The 16,264-nt window shown below is 64.2% G+C and carries 14 protein-coding genes and 1 tRNA gene; 12 read left to right on the top strand and 3 right to left on the bottom strand.

Annotated elements, in window-relative coordinates; all coding sequences use genetic code 11:
- Positions 1–58 precede the first annotated feature (58 nt).
- From pstC to phoU, 4 genes are all read left to right on the top strand, one after another.
- Entirely contained in the window at positions 59–1,018 is a 960-nt protein-coding gene (gene pstC / locus NO362_RS00745; RefSeq protein WP_121569881.1) for a phosphate ABC transporter permease subunit PstC, read from the top strand.
- Position 1,019: 1 nt separating this feature from the next.
- On the top strand, positions 1,020–2,675 hold the full coding sequence (pstA, locus tag NO362_RS00740; RefSeq protein ID WP_256545764.1) for a phosphate ABC transporter permease PstA: 1,656 nt from the start codon (positions 1,020–1,022) through the stop codon (positions 2,673–2,675).
- Positions 2,676–2,685: 10 nt separating this feature from the next.
- Entirely contained in the window at positions 2,686–3,564 is an 879-nt protein-coding gene (gene pstB, locus NO362_RS00735) for a phosphate ABC transporter ATP-binding protein PstB (protein WP_256545763.1), read from the top strand.
- A gap of 121 nt (positions 3,565–3,685) precedes the next feature.
- A complete protein-coding gene (gene phoU / locus NO362_RS00730; protein ID WP_256545762.1) occupies positions 3,686–4,363 on the top strand; it encodes a phosphate signaling complex protein PhoU in 678 nt (225 codons plus the stop codon).
- 22 nt (positions 4,364–4,385) lie between these two features.
- On the opposite strand, the gene NO362_RS00725 is transcribed toward phoU, so the two are convergent.
- A complete protein-coding gene (locus NO362_RS00725) occupies positions 4,386–5,705 on the bottom strand; it encodes a KaiC domain-containing protein (RefSeq protein WP_256545761.1) in 1,320 nt (439 codons plus the stop codon).
- Positions 5,706–5,919: 214 nt separating this feature from the next.
- Here NO362_RS00725 and NO362_RS00720 point away from each other — a divergent pair, with 214 nt between their 5' ends.
- The 5 genes from NO362_RS00720 to mptA all read left to right on the top strand — a co-directional run bounded on the left by NO362_RS00720 (position 5,920) and on the right by mptA (position 10,017).
- Complete coding sequence (locus NO362_RS00720) at positions 5,920–6,744, top strand: NAD(+)/NADH kinase (protein WP_256545760.1); 825 nt, start codon at positions 5,920–5,922, stop codon at positions 6,742–6,744.
- 87 nt (positions 6,745–6,831) lie between these two features.
- Complete coding sequence (locus NO362_RS00715; RefSeq protein WP_256545759.1) at positions 6,832–8,076, top strand: NAD(P)/FAD-dependent oxidoreductase; 1,245 nt, start codon at positions 6,832–6,834, stop codon at positions 8,074–8,076.
- Between the two features lie 157 nt (positions 8,077–8,233).
- Positions 8,234–8,464: a DUF7979 domain-containing protein gene (locus NO362_RS00710; protein ID WP_256545758.1), complete on the top strand. Its 231-nt coding sequence runs from the start codon at positions 8,234–8,236 to the stop codon at positions 8,462–8,464.
- A 103-nt stretch (positions 8,465–8,567) separates the two neighbouring features.
- Complete coding sequence (locus NO362_RS00705; protein WP_256546649.1) at positions 8,568–8,963, top strand: DUF7124 domain-containing protein; 396 nt, start codon at positions 8,568–8,570, stop codon at positions 8,961–8,963.
- 124 nt (positions 8,964–9,087) lie between these two features.
- Complete coding sequence (mptA, locus tag NO362_RS00700) at positions 9,088–10,017, top strand: GTP cyclohydrolase MptA (RefSeq protein WP_256545757.1); 930 nt, start codon at positions 9,088–9,090, stop codon at positions 10,015–10,017.
- 37 nt (positions 10,018–10,054) lie between these two features.
- On the opposite strand, the gene NO362_RS00695 is transcribed toward mptA, so the two are convergent.
- Both NO362_RS00695 and NO362_RS00690 read right to left on the bottom strand, forming a co-directional pair.
- Entirely contained in the window at positions 10,055–10,876 is an 822-nt protein-coding gene (locus NO362_RS00695) for a TrmB family transcriptional regulator (protein WP_256289127.1), read from the bottom strand.
- Positions 10,877–10,942: 66 nt separating this feature from the next.
- Positions 10,943–12,661 carry a DUF255 domain-containing protein gene (locus NO362_RS00690; protein WP_256545756.1) on the bottom strand — a complete coding sequence of 573 codons (1,719 nt, stop codon included), beginning with the start codon at positions 12,659–12,661 and terminating at the stop codon, positions 10,943–10,945.
- 135 nt (positions 12,662–12,796) lie between these two features.
- Between NO362_RS00690 and NO362_RS00685 the strand changes: the two genes are divergently transcribed.
- The 3 genes from NO362_RS00685 (at position 12,797) to NO362_RS00670 (ending at position 16,120) form a co-directional block, all read left to right on the top strand.
- Entirely contained in the window at positions 12,797–13,282 is a 486-nt protein-coding gene (locus tag NO362_RS00685) for an FxsA family protein (RefSeq protein ID WP_256289124.1), read from the top strand.
- A 226-nt stretch (positions 13,283–13,508) separates the two neighbouring features.
- Positions 13,509–13,582 (top strand) — tRNA-Ile (locus NO362_RS00680).
- 492 nt (positions 13,583–14,074) lie between these two features.
- Positions 14,075–16,120: a DUF8148 domain-containing protein gene (locus NO362_RS00670; RefSeq protein WP_500683716.1), complete on the top strand. Its 2,046-nt coding sequence runs from the start codon at positions 14,075–14,077 to the stop codon at positions 16,118–16,120.
- Positions 16,121–16,264: the final 144 nt, after the last annotated feature.

The following is a 16,264-nucleotide window of genomic DNA, read 5'->3' as shown; positions in this document are numbered from 1 at the left end:
TGCCGCGCTCGTACGTCTAACGAAGCGCTTTTTCATCCCACAATAATCTGAATACACAATGAGCACAGACGAGTTGGAAACCGACCTCACGCGGCAGACGGAGAACTCCCCGCGAGAACTCCTGACGCGGACGTTCTTTTTCTTGTGCGCGGCGTTGTCCATCGTGACGACGATCAGTATCGTCGTGTTGCTCGTGACAGAGGCGGCGAAGTTCTTCACGATCACCGCCCCGCTGATGGGCGTGACCGGGGAGACGGCGTCGCTCGTCGACTTTCTCACCGGCACGACCTGGCAGATCAACAGCGGCGAGTTCGGCGTCCTCGCTTTGGTTTCGGCGACGCTGATGATCACGATCGGCTCGGCGGTCATCGCAATTCCGCTCGGCGTCGCGACGGCGATCTATCTCAGCGAGTACGCCAGCCAGCGGGCTCGCTCGGTGCTCAAACCCGCACTCGAGATCCTCGCGGGCGTGCCGACCGTCGTCTACGGTTTCTTCGCACTCATCTACATCACCCCGGCGCTCGCCACCGTGATCCCACAGATCGGGACGTTCAATATGCTCTCGGCGAGCATCGTCGTCGGGATTATGATCATCCCGATGGTCGCCTCCATCAGCGAGGACGCGATGTCGGCCGTCCCCGACGACCTCCGGCAGGCCGGGTACGGGATGGGCGCGACGAAGTTCGACGTCGCGACCGGCATCGTCGTCCCCGCGGCGCTCTCGGGCATCTTCTCGTCGTTCATCCTCGCGCTCTCGCGCGCCATCGGCGAGACGATGGCTGTCACGATCGCTGCCGGGTCGCGCGCGCAGTTTCTGAACCCCGTCAACCCCGCCTCGTTCCTCGAGGGATCGCTCCCGATGACGGCCGCGATGGTCCAACTGCTCCTCGGTGACATCACCGGGGGCGGGCTGGCCTATCGCAGCCTCTTCGCGATCGGTCTCGTCCTCTTCGTCATCACGCTCGTTATGAACGTCATCAGCGACTTCGTCGCACAGCGGTACCGGGAGGAGTACTGAGATGGCCGCCGAAACCGAACACGGAGAAATCGAAGGGTTCGGACAGGTCAGCCGGACCGTCGGTACGGTCTTCAGATACCTGCTGCTCGCGGCGACGATGTTCGGCATCGTCACGCTGGCGGTACTCCTCGTGTACGTCGCCAACGACGCGATCCGGCCGCTCACTGCGGATCCCGGCTGGTATCTCATCTACTTCTTCACGCTCGTCGTACCGACGCTTTTGGTCGGCGCGTACGTCCGCACGCGGGACCGCGCAGCGTTCTCGTTCGGCGTCTTCCTCGTCGGACTGCTCGTGGTCTCGCTGATGTTCAGCGGGGGCGTCGGGCTCCTCGTCGTCGACGTGATCCCACCGCTCGTCGCGCTCTCGTTCGCGCTCGGACTCGCGGTTCCCGCCGCGGTCGCGGTCGCGCTCACCCGAAACTCCCATCGGATCTCGTTCACGACGCGGCTCGTCGCGACCTCGTTCGCCTTCTATCTCTCGCTTTTCGGCCTCCCGGGACCGATCGGTGACGCCGCGGGCCTCCCGCAGGTCGTCCCGAGCTTCGTCCAGTTCATCCAGTCAATACCCGTCATCCCGGTCGACTGGATGATGGTCGCGGCCATCGTCGGCGGGGGCTCCGCTGCCGCGGTCGGCGCGTACGTCGCCGGCGTCCGCGACGCTCGCTCGGGGCTGTACGCCGGACTCGCCGCGTTCGCTGTGAGCGTCGCGAGCGCGGTCGTCGGGCCGTTCGTCGGCATCGACCCGGTCCCTGCCGTCGTCGTAGCCGCCGTTGCGCTCGTGCCGACGTCGACGTACGCCTGGCGGGGTGCGTTCGGCGAGAACGGCACTCCGGTCGGGCTGGGATTCGCCGCGACGGTCGTCGTCGGCGCGCTCGTGGGTGCCGCGGCGGTCGAAGCGTTCGGCTTCGCCGGCCCCCAGTCGTGGGTCGACTGGCAGTTCCTGACGAGTTCCCACAGCGGCTCGGCGGTTGACGCAGGGCTGTACCCGGCGATCGGCGGCTCGATCCTCCTGATGTCGACGGTCGCGGCGCTGTCGTTCCCGCTCGGCGTCGGCGCGGCCGTCTACCTCGAAGAGTATGCGCCCGACAACGCGCTCACGCGCTTCGTCGACGTCAACATCTCGAATCTCGCGGGCGTTCCATCCGTCGTCTACGGCCTGCTCGGGCTCGGCGTCTTCGTGACGTACCTCGGGCAGTCCGCGGGGACGGTCCTCGTCGGCGGCGCGACACTCGCGCTCTTGATCCTCCCCATCGTCATCATCTCCTCTCGGGAGGCGATCCGGTCTGTCCCGTCGGACCTCCGACAGGCATCTTACGGGATGGGCGCGACGCGCTGGCAGACCGTTCGCAACGTCGTCCTGCCCGAGGCGTTCCCCGGCATCCTGACCGGGACGATCCTCGCGCTGGGTCGTGCGATCGGCGAGACGGCACCGCTCATTATGATCGGTGCGCCGAACGTCGTGTTCAGTCTCCCGACCGCGCTCAACTCGAAGGTGAGCGCGATGCCGCTGCAGGTGTACGCGTGGTCGAGTCTCTTCGCCAGTGAGGACTTCTACACGAAGGCCGTCCCCGCCGGCGTGGTCGTGCTGCTCGCGGTGCTCCTCGCGATGAATTCGGTTGCGATCGTGCTTCGGAACAAGTTTGAGCGAACAGGGTGAATTTCAGCCAATGAGTCAACAGAATACGAACGAATCAAACGCGCGCGCGGATAGCTCGCCCGACCCGACGGACGACGAGATGCTCATCCAGACCGACGTCAGCGGGAGCGTCTCCTCGTCTGACGGGCCGAGCAGGCGAGAGACCGTCGTCAGCGCGGAGAACATCAACGTCTGGTACGGCGACGATCAGGCGCTACAGGACATCACGATGGACATCCCCGAGAAGAGTGTGACCGCGATGGTCGGCCCCTCGGGGTGTGGGAAGTCGACGTTCCTCCGGTGTATCAACCGGATGAACGACCTCATCGACAGCGCCCGCGTGGAGGGCGATCTCTACCTCCGCGGGAAGAACGTCTACGACGACGACGTCGACCCCGTGGCGCTCCGCCGCCGCGTCGGGATGGTGTTCCAGAAGCCGAACCCCTTCCCGAAGAGCATCTACGAAAACGTCACCTACGGGCTGAAGATCCAGGACAAAGGCGGCGACTACGACGAAATCGTCGAGGAGTCGCTCAAGCGCGCCGCGCTCTGGGACGAGGTGAAAGACCAACTCGACGAGTCCGGCCTGGACCTCTCGGGCGGCCAACAGCAGCGTCTCTGCATCGCTCGCGCCATCGCGCCCGACCCGGAAGTCCTCCTGATGGACGAACCCGCGTCCGCGCTCGACCCGGTTGCGACCTCCCAGATCGAGGATCTGATCGAGGAACTCGCCGAGGACTACACGGTCGTCATCGTGACGCACAATATGCAGCAGGCCGCCCGCATCTCGGATCAGACCGCCGTCTTCCTGACCGGGGGCGAACTCGTCGAGTTCGACGACACCCAGAAGATCTTCGAGAACCCCGAGAGCCAGCGGGTCGAAGACTACATTACCGGCAAGTTCGGGTAACGTCCGTCGATTCTGTCTCTGTCTCTCTCCCTTTCGCCGCTCTGCGTTTCGCCGCTTTCTGTTCTCGCCTGTGCCTCTCCTTCGCGACACTCTTATACTGCCGTCCTGTGTGCCGACAGGTATGCCCCGACAAGAGTACCAGGAGTCGCTCTCGAATCTCCGAGACGACGTTCTGTATATGAGCGAGGTCGTCGCCGAACGGTTGCGACTCGGCCTCGACGCGCTCGAACAGAAAAACGAGGCCACCGCCGAGGAAGTCGTCGACGGCGACGACGAGGTGAACCAGATGTACCTCGACCTCGAAGGCCAGTGCGTAGATCTGATCGCGCTTCAGCAGCCCGTGGCCTCCGATCTACGGTTCATCGCCGCGTCGTTCAAGATCATCACCGATCTCGAACGTATCGGCGACCTCGCGGTGAACCTCGCGCAGTACGCGATGGACGCCGACCGGGACGTGTTCCCCGAGGTCGACGTCCAGCAGATCGGCGTCGAGACGCTGGAAATGCTCGAATCCGCGATGGCTGCCTACGCCGACGAGGATCCAGAAGCGTGTTACGAGGTCGCCGACCGCGACGACGACCTCGACGCGATGTGTGAGGCCGCCAGTTCCATCGTCGTCCGTGACCTCATCGAGCAGGATCCCTTCGGTGACGGGAGCGAGGACGCCGAAGCCTATCTACAGGACATCTCGCGACTGCTCTTGACGGTCCGCGACCTCGAACGCGTCGGCGACCACGCGGTCAACATCGCCGCGCGGACGCTGTATATGATCGAAGACGACGCCGAACTGCTGTACTGACTCGCGGACTCGATTCTCTTTCTCAGAAGATGTTCGCCTGCCGGTAGACGCTGATCCCCTCGGCGGTGAGTTCGTACGGTTTCGTCTCCCGGGAGTGATTCGCGTCCCTGATCTTCTGGATCTCGATCGCCAGCCGCGTCTCGCGGAAGTCGCTCGGCCGCACGTACTGCAGCACGAACACGGCGTCCGCGAGGTACTCGACGATTCCGAACCGCGAGGTGTAGGGGTTGTCGTCGTTCGCCTCGGAGGTCAGAAGCGTCGTGATGCCGGCGCTCTTCAGCGCCCGCGTGAAGCCGAAGACCTGGCTGCGTCGCTTCTGCGCGCTCTCGTACATCATCTCCAGCAGTGAGACGGAGTCGAGCACCAGGCGATCCGCGCCGAACTCTTTGATCAGTTCCGGGAGGTCGTTCTGGATGCTGTCGAGGCTGTTCGCCATCTCGATCGGGTCGATGTCGACGATGGCGAGGCGGTCTTCCTCGACGTAGCGCTCGAACTCCCAGCCCTTCTCGCCCGCGGTCGCGAGGATTCGCTCGTGGCTCTCTTCGAGTGCGATGTAGACCGCGTCCTCGCCGTTTTCGAGCCCGTGATTCAGAAACTGCAGGCCGAACGTGGTCTTGCCCGTCCCGGCGGACCCGACGGCCACCATCAGCGACCGTCGCGGGACGCCGCCGAGGATCATCTGATCGAGTCCACCGATCCCGATGTCCAGCCGTTCGAGGTCGGAATCGAAGGACTCCTCGTCGAAATCGTCGGTGTCGTCCTCGAAGTTCGCGAAGCCGAAGTCGTCGCCGTCGCCTGCGCCGGCGTCCGCGGGGCCGAACGGACTCTCCGACCCACCTTCGTCGGGCGGGCTCGATCCCGAAGCCTCGCCCATCGCTGCTCCGACTCCGGACCCCGGCTCGGGGGCGTTTTCGAGCGCCGAGGCGAAGTCCTCCTCGAACGGGCTATCACCGGCGCTCTCGTCGCTCGTCGCTCCGGGTTCGCTACCGGCGGGGCCGCTACTTTCGTCGGGTCCTCCGGAGTCGGCCCCGGTGGGGGCTGCCTGTTCTCCGAGTTGCTGGTCAGTTTCTTCGTCGCTTCGCGCGCCCTCGGTATCGCGAGCGGCGGCTTGGGGTTCGACCTGGCTTTCGTCCTCGCTTCCGGCTTTGCTTTCGTCCTCGCTCCCGCTTTCGCCTTCGGTCTCGTCGATCGGCGACTCGCCGTGCGGTTCGGCGGTCGTTGGCTCCCGCTCCACCGCTACGTCGCCGTCGCGCTTGCCGTCCTCGCGGCCGTCCTCGTCGGCGTCTTCGCTCTCGTCGTCCTCCCGAAGCGCGCGCTCGAACCAATCGTCGTCGTCACTCATAGCCGTCACCCGCCCCCTCGCTCGGGTCAGGCTGCGACGCTCGACTCCGACGCCCCACGTGGTGGCCGCTGCGTTCCATCGCCGTCGTCGAAACGAGAGGACCGGCGCGGGTATCAATGTTGCCCGTGTGCGCCGGTGGCAGTGACCGCTCGCGAGCGATGACCGACGCGTGACGGAGCCCTTTTTTGACGTCGCGTCGAACCTGGCGACGGAGATGAAGGTGGCCATCGTCGCGCAATGGGGTAACGACCGGACGGCCCGTCTGGCCGGCGACCTCCGGGAGCGACTCGTCTCGGCGGACGTCACGGTGTGGCTCGATGCGGCGACGGCCGACGAACTCGGCGTCCCGGGGCGGCCGATCGAGGCGTTCGACGCGGCCGACCTCGTGGTGAGTATCGGCGGCGACGGAACGTTCCTCTTTGCGGCCCACGGCGCGCGTACGACGCCGATCCTCGGCGTCAATCTCGGCGAGGTGGGCTTCCTCAACGCCGTCAACCCCGAGGACGCCGTCGAGGCTGTGATGGAGGAGGTGCGAAACTTCCGTGAGGCGGGCGAACTCCCGACGCGGTCGATGCCGCGGCTCGCAGCCAGCGGCGAGGACTGGCTACTCCCCTCGGCGGTCAACGAGGTCGTCGTCCAGGGCGCTCGCCGCGGCCACGGCGGCGGCGCATCGATCGAGGTGCGCGTCGACGGTTCGCGCTACGCCACCGGACACGCAGACGGCGTCCTCATCGCGACGCCGACCGGCAGCACCGCGTACAATCTCAGCGAGGACGGACCACTGATCCACCCGGGCGTCTCGGGGTTCGTCGTCACCGAGATGGCTGGCGCGCAGGGGATGCCGCCGCTCGTCGTCGACCGCGACGCCACGGTCTCGGTTACTGTCGAGGAAACCGAGAACGCCGTTGTCGTCGTCGACGGGCGCATCCGCGAGCGCGTCGAACCGCCGGCCGACGTCACCGTCGAGATCGCCGACGATCCCGTTCGGATGGCTGGCCCGGCGTCGGACTTCTTCGAGGCGCTCAAGAAGTTGGAGTAATGGGTTCGCCGCGTGCAGTCGCCGACGTTTCGTCGGAGGCCAGCAATATAGCAATCCCCATTAACCCCGAACCCGAACCGCTCGAATATGACTCAGTCGTACGTGATCATCGGCGACGGTGTCGCCGGCAGTTCCGCCGCCGAGACCCTCCGCGAGGAGCAACCCGACGCCGAGATCACCGTCATCACGGACGAGGGCGAGGCCCTGTACAATCGGATCTTGATCAAGGAGTTCGCCAAGGGGAAACTCCCCGAAGCGCCGATCTCCATCCACGACGAATCGTGGTACGACGAGCGCGACATCGACCTCCAACTCAACACGCTCGTCGTCGATATCGACGTCGATGGCCACACCGTCGAGACCCACGAGGGCGAGGAGTACGCCTGGGACAAACTGCTGATCGCGACCGGCGGGACGCCGACACAGCTCCCGGTCGACAACTCCGACGCCAACGGCGTCCACCACTTCTGGACGTTCCAGGACGCCCGCGCGATCAAATCCCACATCGAACAGGCAGACAGCTCCGTCATCGTCGGGGCGGGCCTGCTCGGGATCGACCTCGCCGCGATCACGGCTGCCCAGGACGTCGAAGGCAAGTACCTGATGCGCGGTGACTGCTGGTGGCGCTACGCGCTCTCCGAAGAGGGCGCAGAGATCATCCACGACGCGCTGCGAGAGCGCGACGTCGAGCCAGTCTTCCAGTCCGGCGTCGATCACTTCGAGACCGACGAGGACGGTCGCGTGACGACCGCCGTCGACCCCAACGGCGACGAGTACGACGCCGACTTCGTCGGCATCGCGATCGGGCTGAACTTCAACACGGAGATCCTGCAGGACACGCCGATCGAGTGCAACGACGGCATCGTCGTCGACGAGTATATGCAGACGAACCACGAGGACGTCTTCGCCGCCGGCGACATCACCGAGTTCAACGACCTCATCCTCGGCGAGCGCGCGCAGAACGGCGCGTGGGGCTCCGCGAAAGAGCAGGGGACGATCGCCGCGCAGAATATGGTCGACTACGGCTCCGAGCCCTTCGAGTGGGTCTCCTCGTACTCGATCACCCACTTCGACTTCCCGTTCCTCTCCTTCGGGCATCCGACTCTGGGCGACGACGAGGCCGAAGCGAAGTACTCCGACACCGAGTGGCGGCGCCTGGCGTTCAAAGACGGCCAGATCGTCGGCGGCGTCCTCATCGGCGACCTCTCGCCGCAGTCGAAGTACAAGAAGCTGATGCGCGAACGGCGCAACGTCGCCGATCAGAAAGACGTCCTGATGCAGCAGAACTTCGAGATCGACGAACTCGACCTCGAAGAGACGCCCGCCGAGTAACGGTATCGGACGGACCCCAGTCGCGTTCTACACGCTCTCTTTTCCACTGCTGTCCGTCGCTCTACGCGACGGTTTCGGCCGCGACCTCTGCTAGCCGGAACCACCGGTCTGTCACCTGCCCAAAATCTTTATGATCTATAATGTATATTGGTACCATATGTCACGATCTATTGGCGGTTCGGGGGGTGCGGACGTCGCAACCGTCGTCGTCGAGTGTGACCCATCAGACGTCGGTCCGACCGACCACGTCCGAGACCTCGATCAGCTCACGCCGGCCGCTCGTCGGGAGTTCCTCGACGCAGTGTCCGGATCTGACCGCGCAGTCGACGCTGCCGGACTCACGACCGGCGACGTCGTTCGCTTCACCGAGTACTACCGCATCATCTGATCTTCGCTCTCGACTGTGGGGGACCGATGCAGTTTTCGGCGGGTAGGCGATAGGGGCAGGTATGAGCGACGAGCCCTCGGGTGGCCCCGGCGGCGACGCCGATATGACGCTGGCGTTCGAGTTAGAGGCACTTCGCGGCCTCGCGGACCCGAATGCCGTGTTCAACGACGCCCGTCAGTGGACCGAGTACGTCGGCGTCGTGAGTGAGAAGCCCACCTACGTCGTCACGAACTTCACGCGGAAGCACCGGGTCCGACAGGACTTCTTCTCGGGGCCGCGAGGCGTTCGCGAGAGCCTCGAAAACGTGAAAGCGCAGTTCGACACCGACCGACACGTCCTGGTCGGAACCACCGACGAGGACGCCGACGTCGCCGAGGCGGCCGGCTGGGAGTACCTCCCGCTCGAACAGGCGGCCGAAGCGGCCGGCTGGCAACTCGCTGGTGACGCCGACGAGGAGGAAGATCCCTTCGAGTCCAACGGGCGCGACGACTGGCCGTAGGCGGCACCTTCGTCGGGAGACGGAACGCGACGGAACCGCCTCTACCCGACGCGGCGTCGGGAACTTCACTCTCAAACTTCGGCTAACGAAAGCGTTAATCAAACTGCGTCCTTCCCGTGTGACAATGAGTCACCAGCTTCCTGACGTGCAAGCGAGCCAGCCCGACGTAACCGTCGGGTTAAGTCAGGTCGGCGTCACGGGCGTCGACAAACTAGTGAAGATCGCCCGCGACGGCAAACGACCGCTCGTTCTGATGGCGGAGTTCGAGGTGTTCGTCGACCTCCCGAGCGGTCGGAAGGGGATCGATATGAGTCGGAATATGCAGGTCATCGACGAGACTCTCGAAGCGGCCGTCTCGGAGCCGGCCTACCGCGTCGAAGATATGTGTGGCGACGCGGCCGAACGTCTCCTCGCGAAGCACGATTACACCTCGACCGCGGAGGTGCGGATGACGGCCGACTACGTCATCCGCGAGGACACGCCGGCGAGCGGTCTCCCGACACAGAGTACGATCACTATCGTCGCCAGCGCGACGGCGACCGACGAGGGCACTCGCGAGGAGATCGGTGCGGAAGTGACGGGGATGACCGTCTGTCCCTGCTCACAGGGGATGTCGGCCTCTCGCGCCCGCGAGGTTCTGCAGGACCTGCAAGTCGACGACGGGACCATCGAGGAGTTCCTCGATACGGTCCCCCAGCCCGGTCACTCCCAGCGCGGCCACGCGACGCTCACGATCACCGCCGACGGCTCGCCCGACGTCGACCTCCGAGAGATCGCAGAGCTGGCTCGCGACTCGATGTCCGCGCGGATTTACAACCTCGCGAAGCGCCCGGACGAGGACCATATGACGTATCAGGCGCACGCGGACGCGAAGTTCGTCGAAGACTGCGTCCGCTCGATGGCCGAACAGGTCGTCGAGGAGTTCGACCACTTAGGCGACGACGCCGTCGTCCATATGAAGCAGTCCAACGACGAGTCGATCCACCAGCACAACGCCCACGCCGAGCGCGAGGTCACGCTCGAACAGCTCCGGGCGGAAGTCGACAACCAGTAGCAACCGACTGGCTGACGTTCGCCCCGGATTTTTGACGCTACTCGCCGCCGAGTGACGACAACGCGAGCGGTTCGGCGGCCTCCCACTGCGGGTCGAACATCTCGCGCACGTCAGCCGCGAAGTCGGGGTCTTTCAGGTCGATCATCGCGAACGCCTGGGCGGGATCCAGCGGGTTCGGGACCTCGATACAGACTTCCACGTCGTCGATGAGCTCGAACGTCCCGGAGAGTCCAGGGGCCGTTCGAACTGAGAATGCGGGATGATTCGCCAGCCGCTGGGTGTAGCGCTCGCCGACGCTCTCGGGCAGCGATTCGACGAGTTCCGGCGCCATCAGTACGGACACGTCGACCCCGCGATCCAGCGCAGCCTCCAGTTCCTCGACGACGCGCTTTCCGACTGCGCCCAGGTCGAACTGTGGCGACACAGCGCCCGCGACGACCACCAGCGAGTCGTCAGCAGCCGCGAGGCGCTCGACGAGGAGTTCGACGGACTCCTCGGTCCCCACCGCAGCCGTCCAGAACTGGCTTTCGACCGGCTCTGCGGTCTCCAGTTCGTCTGTGAGGTCGTCGACGACGCTCTCGTACTGCTCGGCTTTCTCGCGAAGCTCTCGCCGTTTGTTCTCTAAGAGTCGATCGAGCGCCGTGTCGGGTTCGACGGCGACGTACTTCTTCGGTCGGCTCGCCGCCTGACTCCGAACCAGATTGTGCTGTTCGAGGCTGTTCAGAACGTCGTAGATCCGGCCCATCGGCACGTCGCTCGCTCGCGACAACTCTTTGGCGGTTGTCGCTCCCGTCCGGAGTAACGACCGATACGCACGCGCTTCGTATTCGGACAACCCGAGGTCCCTCAGACTCGCCATACCTCACTCTCCAAGCCCACGAATAAAAACGAATCGGAGGTTTACACGCCGCGAGCGTTCTCGGAACTACCCCTGTGTGCCGTCGGTGAGCGCCGAAACGGCCCGCATCAACTCCTCGGGTGTGGTCGCCTCGCGCGTTTCCGCGCCTCGGCGTACAGTGGCCGTCCCGGCGGAGACGGCCGGCGCGTCCGGAACGACGACCGCCTCGTGGTCGGCCACGCGGAGAGCCGCGCGGTGGAGGTCCGCGCCGGCGGCGTCGCCGACGCCGATCACGAGGTCGGGACGGACGAGTCGAGCGGTCACGGCACCGTAGCCGGCGACCTGGACGCCGATCCGGTCCCACGCGCCAGCGAAGGCGGCGACGGCGTCGTGGGCCGCGTCGGCGTAGCGGTCGCCCTGACCTGTTTCGTCGTCGGAGTCGGCCGTCTGATCGAGCAGCGCGGCAAGGTCCAACAGCGCATCCGCCATCTCGACGCCGCCGTCGAGCGGGCGCAGGGGTTCGTCGAGCAGGCCGACGTCCACGTCGGGGCCGTCGCGGAACGCGCCGTCGGATTCCTGGAGCTCCTCGATGGCGACGTCGGCGATGCGGCGCGCCAGTTCGAGCGGACCGTCTTCGGTCGCGAGCGCGTCCGGGCCGAGTACCTGCCGCGCGCGCGTGAAAGCTGCGACGGCGCGCGCCTGATCTTCTAAGAGGAGTTCGGGGACTGCCCCGTCGCTTTCGTCGGCGGATTCGTCAGTCCCTGCGGCCGGATCGAAGTGAGAGACGACGCCGTCGTCGTCGACGAAATCGGCCGCGAGCGCGTCGAGGACGCGTTCGGCGTACTCCCGCGACGTCTCGTCGTCGGTGTAGCCCGCGAGGGTGAGGAACGCGTCCGCAGTCAGGGCGTTGCCACCGGCGAAGGCCGTCAGATCGCGGCGCGGTCCGAATCCGTCGTCGTTACCGTCGCCGTTCGAGTCGTCGTCCGGGGCGACGCTCCCGCCGAAGGCGGTGCCGTTCCAGAGGCGGTCGACGAGGAAGTCCCGCGTCCCGTAGGCGGGATCGAGCAGCGCCTCGTCGCCGGTGTAGAGGTAGCCGTTCGCGAAGGCTCGAATGAGGGCGGCGTTCGCGTCGAGCACTTTCTCTCGGTGCGGGTCTGTCCAATCGCGACCCTCGGCGTAGCGGTAGAACCCGCCAGCGTCGTGGTCGTATAGCGATTCGCTAACGACGCCGAGCGTCTCAGTGGCCTGCTCTCGCGCCCGCTTCAGGGCGAACTCGATCGTCCGCGGCAGCGGGAACTTCGCGCCGTCGCCCCAGCCGGCGAACCGCGGATCCCACTTCTCGTCGAGTTGGCCGGCGAGGTGCGCTTCGATTCGCTCGTCGATCGCACCTGCAGGCGTCGGATTGCCGGCCAGCGCGCGCGGGATCCGCCCTGCGTCCTCGCCGCGGTCCGCCCAGACGTCGCGAACGGAATCGAGTACCTGCCGCATCCCGTCGGGACCGAGGTACGTCGCGCCCGTGATGACCTTCCCCGACGGCGTACAGAAGACCGTCGAGGGAAAGCCGCCCATATTGTATCGCTCGCGGACGCGCGGTCGGCGGTCCACGTCAACGCGAACCGGCACGAAGCCGTCGTTGACGTTGGCGGCGATCCGCGGCTCGGCGTACGTCTCGGCATCCATCTCGTGACAGCTGTCACACCACGTGGCGGTGAGCGCGAGGAGGACGGGGCGGTCGGCCGCGCGAGCCTCCTCGAACGGCGCGGGACCCCACTCGCGCCACTCGACGTGCGTCCGGTCGTCGGTCATACCTGTGCTCCGACGTGCCGGCGGGTAAGCCCTTCGAGGCACGTTCACTCGCACCGTCGCGCTCACAACTTTCGTCGCCGAGACGCCGACCCGCGCGACACAAGGGCTATGAACGGCGGTCCCAAACGGTGGCGTATGCAGACGCGCTGGGTCATCGCGCTCCTGTTGGCCATCCCACTCGCCGACACGCTCTTGTTGTTACCGGTCGCCTCGACGATCGGCTTCGTTCCGACGGTGCTTCTCGTGGTCCTCACGGGGCTCCTCGGGATGTTGCTCGTCCGGGCCGAGGGCCGCCACACGCTCTCGAAACTCCAGCGGAAGACCGCGACGGGCGAACTTCCGACGAACGAACTGCTCGACGGCGGCCTCCTCATCGCCGCGGGTGCGTTCCTCCTGACGCCCGGCATCGTCACCGACGTCCTCGGGTTCACGCTCGCGCTGCCGTTCACGCGCTATCCGATCCGCGGCGTCCTGAAGCGCTACGTGGTCCGGCCGTATCTGGACAAACAGACCGGCGGCTTCGTCTCGGGGAACGTCTGGGTCGGCGGCTTCCCGGGCGACGACGACGTCGTGAATCTCGATCCCGAGGAGTACGGCCGCCCCGGCGACGACAACTCCTGATACTGTCGGACAGACGTTCGTGAATCATATTGGCACCTACGGGGTGCCGATGATTTTCACATCGTTCTGTCCGACAGTATGACCACGCGCGTCCCGGTGCTGTCGACTGATTTTGATCCCGCCTTTGTCACGTCTCGCCGTCGCTGATCGGGAGACTGCGTCGCAAGCCGCTACCGAAAGGAAACCCTTAAACTACTCATCGAACAACGAGTAGATGCGCTCGCCTGGGCCAATAGCTCAGTCAGGTTGAGCGCTCGGCTGATAACCGGGAGGTCCACGGTTCAAATCCGTGTTGGCCCACCTCAATTCCCACCCGTTATGGGTTGGGTGAAATTGGGGCCTGCAACTCCCCAGCCACCCAATTTCGTCGTACTAACGAACCTGAGACGGTAGTCTCTGATCTTGTTCGAGTAGGGACCTTACCAACCCCCTACGCTGTCTGGCGATTTGTTTTAGCCGAAGGTGAGTTCAGTGAACCGCGCAGGAGGTGTCTCCGTTGAGGTTCAAGCACCTCGGCGCGGGGTATGTCCGGTACCACTGTCGGAGCTGTGCGGACGGATGTGTCACTACTCGGGACCAACCTCGCGCGCGACACCGAGAATGCGAACTCTGTTACTCTGCTCCCGTTTCGGATCGAGGTGATCCTGTTGATCAGCTCCACCCCGATCTTATCTGGGCGGCTAACGCTCTCCGCTTCGGGTTCACTCTCCCGTCACAAACGGCGGAGCAGCCCAGCCTAGGGGCTCGGACCGAGACTACCTCAACAACCTCTGCTGAGACTGTACCCCGCTGATGAGCGCGGGGGGATCAATCTCGGATGGATGTAACACATCCCCCCTTAGAGACTACCTTCTCGACGAACTCGAATCCGAAGGACTCCTTGGCCGAGGCCAATTGCTCGATGGCTCGTACACCGACCGCGATCGCGACCGCGCGCGCCTTCTCCAACTCGTCGCTGAACATCCTGAGGGAATCCTCCGCTCTCGTCTCGTTCACGTAGGTCTCTATGGCCTCCGTCTGTACGGAACTGATCCCTGGCGCAACACGGTCGGGTTCCAGGACCTCGACTGGAACAGCGCCGAAGATCGACACGATGCCGCGCTCGACCGGATTTCAGAAAAGACCTCGACCGTCGATCAGCTCGACGGCAGCGATTCAGAATACCAATTTGCATACAGGTTCACGAAAGCGGCTGAGGAGGCCGATCTCGTCCGTCTCGAAAGCGGCGGAAAATCGGCCACCGTGTTTCCAACACTACGGCTTCTTGACTTGATTTCATCAGGCATTAGTGAAACAGAGAGCCCAGACGACGGCACGCTTTCAGACCGCGATTTCGTCCGGCGCGTCCTCTCCTCTGTCAATTCGCACCTATCAGACGCTCAGAAGGCTGCCGCTGCGGAGGGGCTACTTCGTTACATCCGGCGCATCGATGACTTCCGACTCGCCTTCGATGTCCACGTTCGCTCGCGCTCGGGCAGCGAGACGCGCCGGATGACCAAAGAGTACAAAACTCGGTTCAATTCTGAGGACCGGCACGGGCGGTCGTTCGCCCGCCTCCAGGACGCGCTCGACGCGCGCGCCGAACCAGGCGCGACCGCGGCCTTCGCGACCCTGACCACGGACCCGAAGCAACACGACTCTCTGCTCGATTCGATACAGAACATCAATCCGAACTTCCATCGACTTCAGCAGTATCTCGCTTCAGATCCGTCGACGAAAGACGACACGCGAAGATCCGACGTTCCCGGCTGGCGTCCTGATCTCGACGGGGAGGTGACCGGGCGACCGCGTCGGACACTTGACTACCTGAAAGTCCTCGAATTTGCCTCTGGTGGCCTTCCGCACCTCCATACGCTGTATTTCGACCCCCCGAGACGCGAATCGGACGGAATGCCGTGGCTGATTGACAAGGGTGAGCTGTCGCAGAAGTGGTCCGATTATGGACAAGGAGAAGTCGTCGACGTGCGACCGCTGGTGTATCGAGACGATCTCTGTCCGGCTGGTGATCCGAACGACCCCGACGACAACGGCCTCCTCGATCTCGTTCCCTTCGTTGGGTCCTCGCTCGACGAAGATGGCACGTGGCAGTTCATCCAAGAGTCGACGGAGGACACGATTCTCAACTGGTACCGCCGAGAGCACGATCTGGATGGCGTCCGGTTCAATTCCTCTGAGGGATGGGTCGACTGGTACCGCTACGGTGATAACGATCTCTCCCGCGACGAAGCCGCTGAACGTGCTGGACAGCACGATCTCGTCAATATGGAAGGCGATGACGAGATTATCTTTCAGAAAACCGCTGGTTCGTACCTTGGGAAGTACCTGAGTGCGACCTACGGCGCGCTCGCTGATGTCGCTGAATCCTTCGAGGACCGCGAATCACTCACCTCTGGAGAAGACGACTCGAAAGAGGCCGTCTGGAAACTCGCGCTCTACTGGGCAACGGACAAGCAGTTCTGGTCAGCATCGCGTGGAATCGAGCGCGCGATTGATCCCGAAGACCCCGAACTCGAAGGTGACGCGCGTGATGCAGCTGAGTGGGCGTCTCAGGATACGGTCCTCGAACTTTCTCGTGCATACGCTGAGACGTGGGTGCACGAACCGGACCTTGACGAACTCACCGAGTCTGGCCGGGCACAAGCAACCATTCGCGAACTGGGTATGGATTATTGGATTTCAATCGACTATCTTGGCGCTTTCCCGTACTGGGATATGCCGGTTCACACATCACAGGCGATCTCTCTCGAAGTTCTTGAAATGAATTACCACAACTCTGACGAACTGTCGGTCTTTGCGAAGGCTGATCGACCGCCGCCAATATCCCAGATCTGGGATTGAAATAATGATGGCTGGATACTGGTTAGACTCTCCACACTGACGTGCAAGAGTTACTCAATGAGAAATTGAAGAATCGCTTAGTGAAATATTTATAATTATTATTCGCTTCAGTAGATTCATTATGTATGGGGACGATAAATTTAG

The sequence above is a fragment of the Halobellus inordinatus genome (assembly GCF_024498335.1).
In the GTDB taxonomy this organism is placed as follows: domain Archaea; phylum Halobacteriota; class Halobacteria; order Halobacteriales; family Haloferacaceae; genus Haloquadratum; species Haloquadratum inordinatus.
The sequence above is the reverse complement of the archived record's forward strand: the minus strand, read 5'-3'. Positions and strand labels throughout refer to the sequence as shown.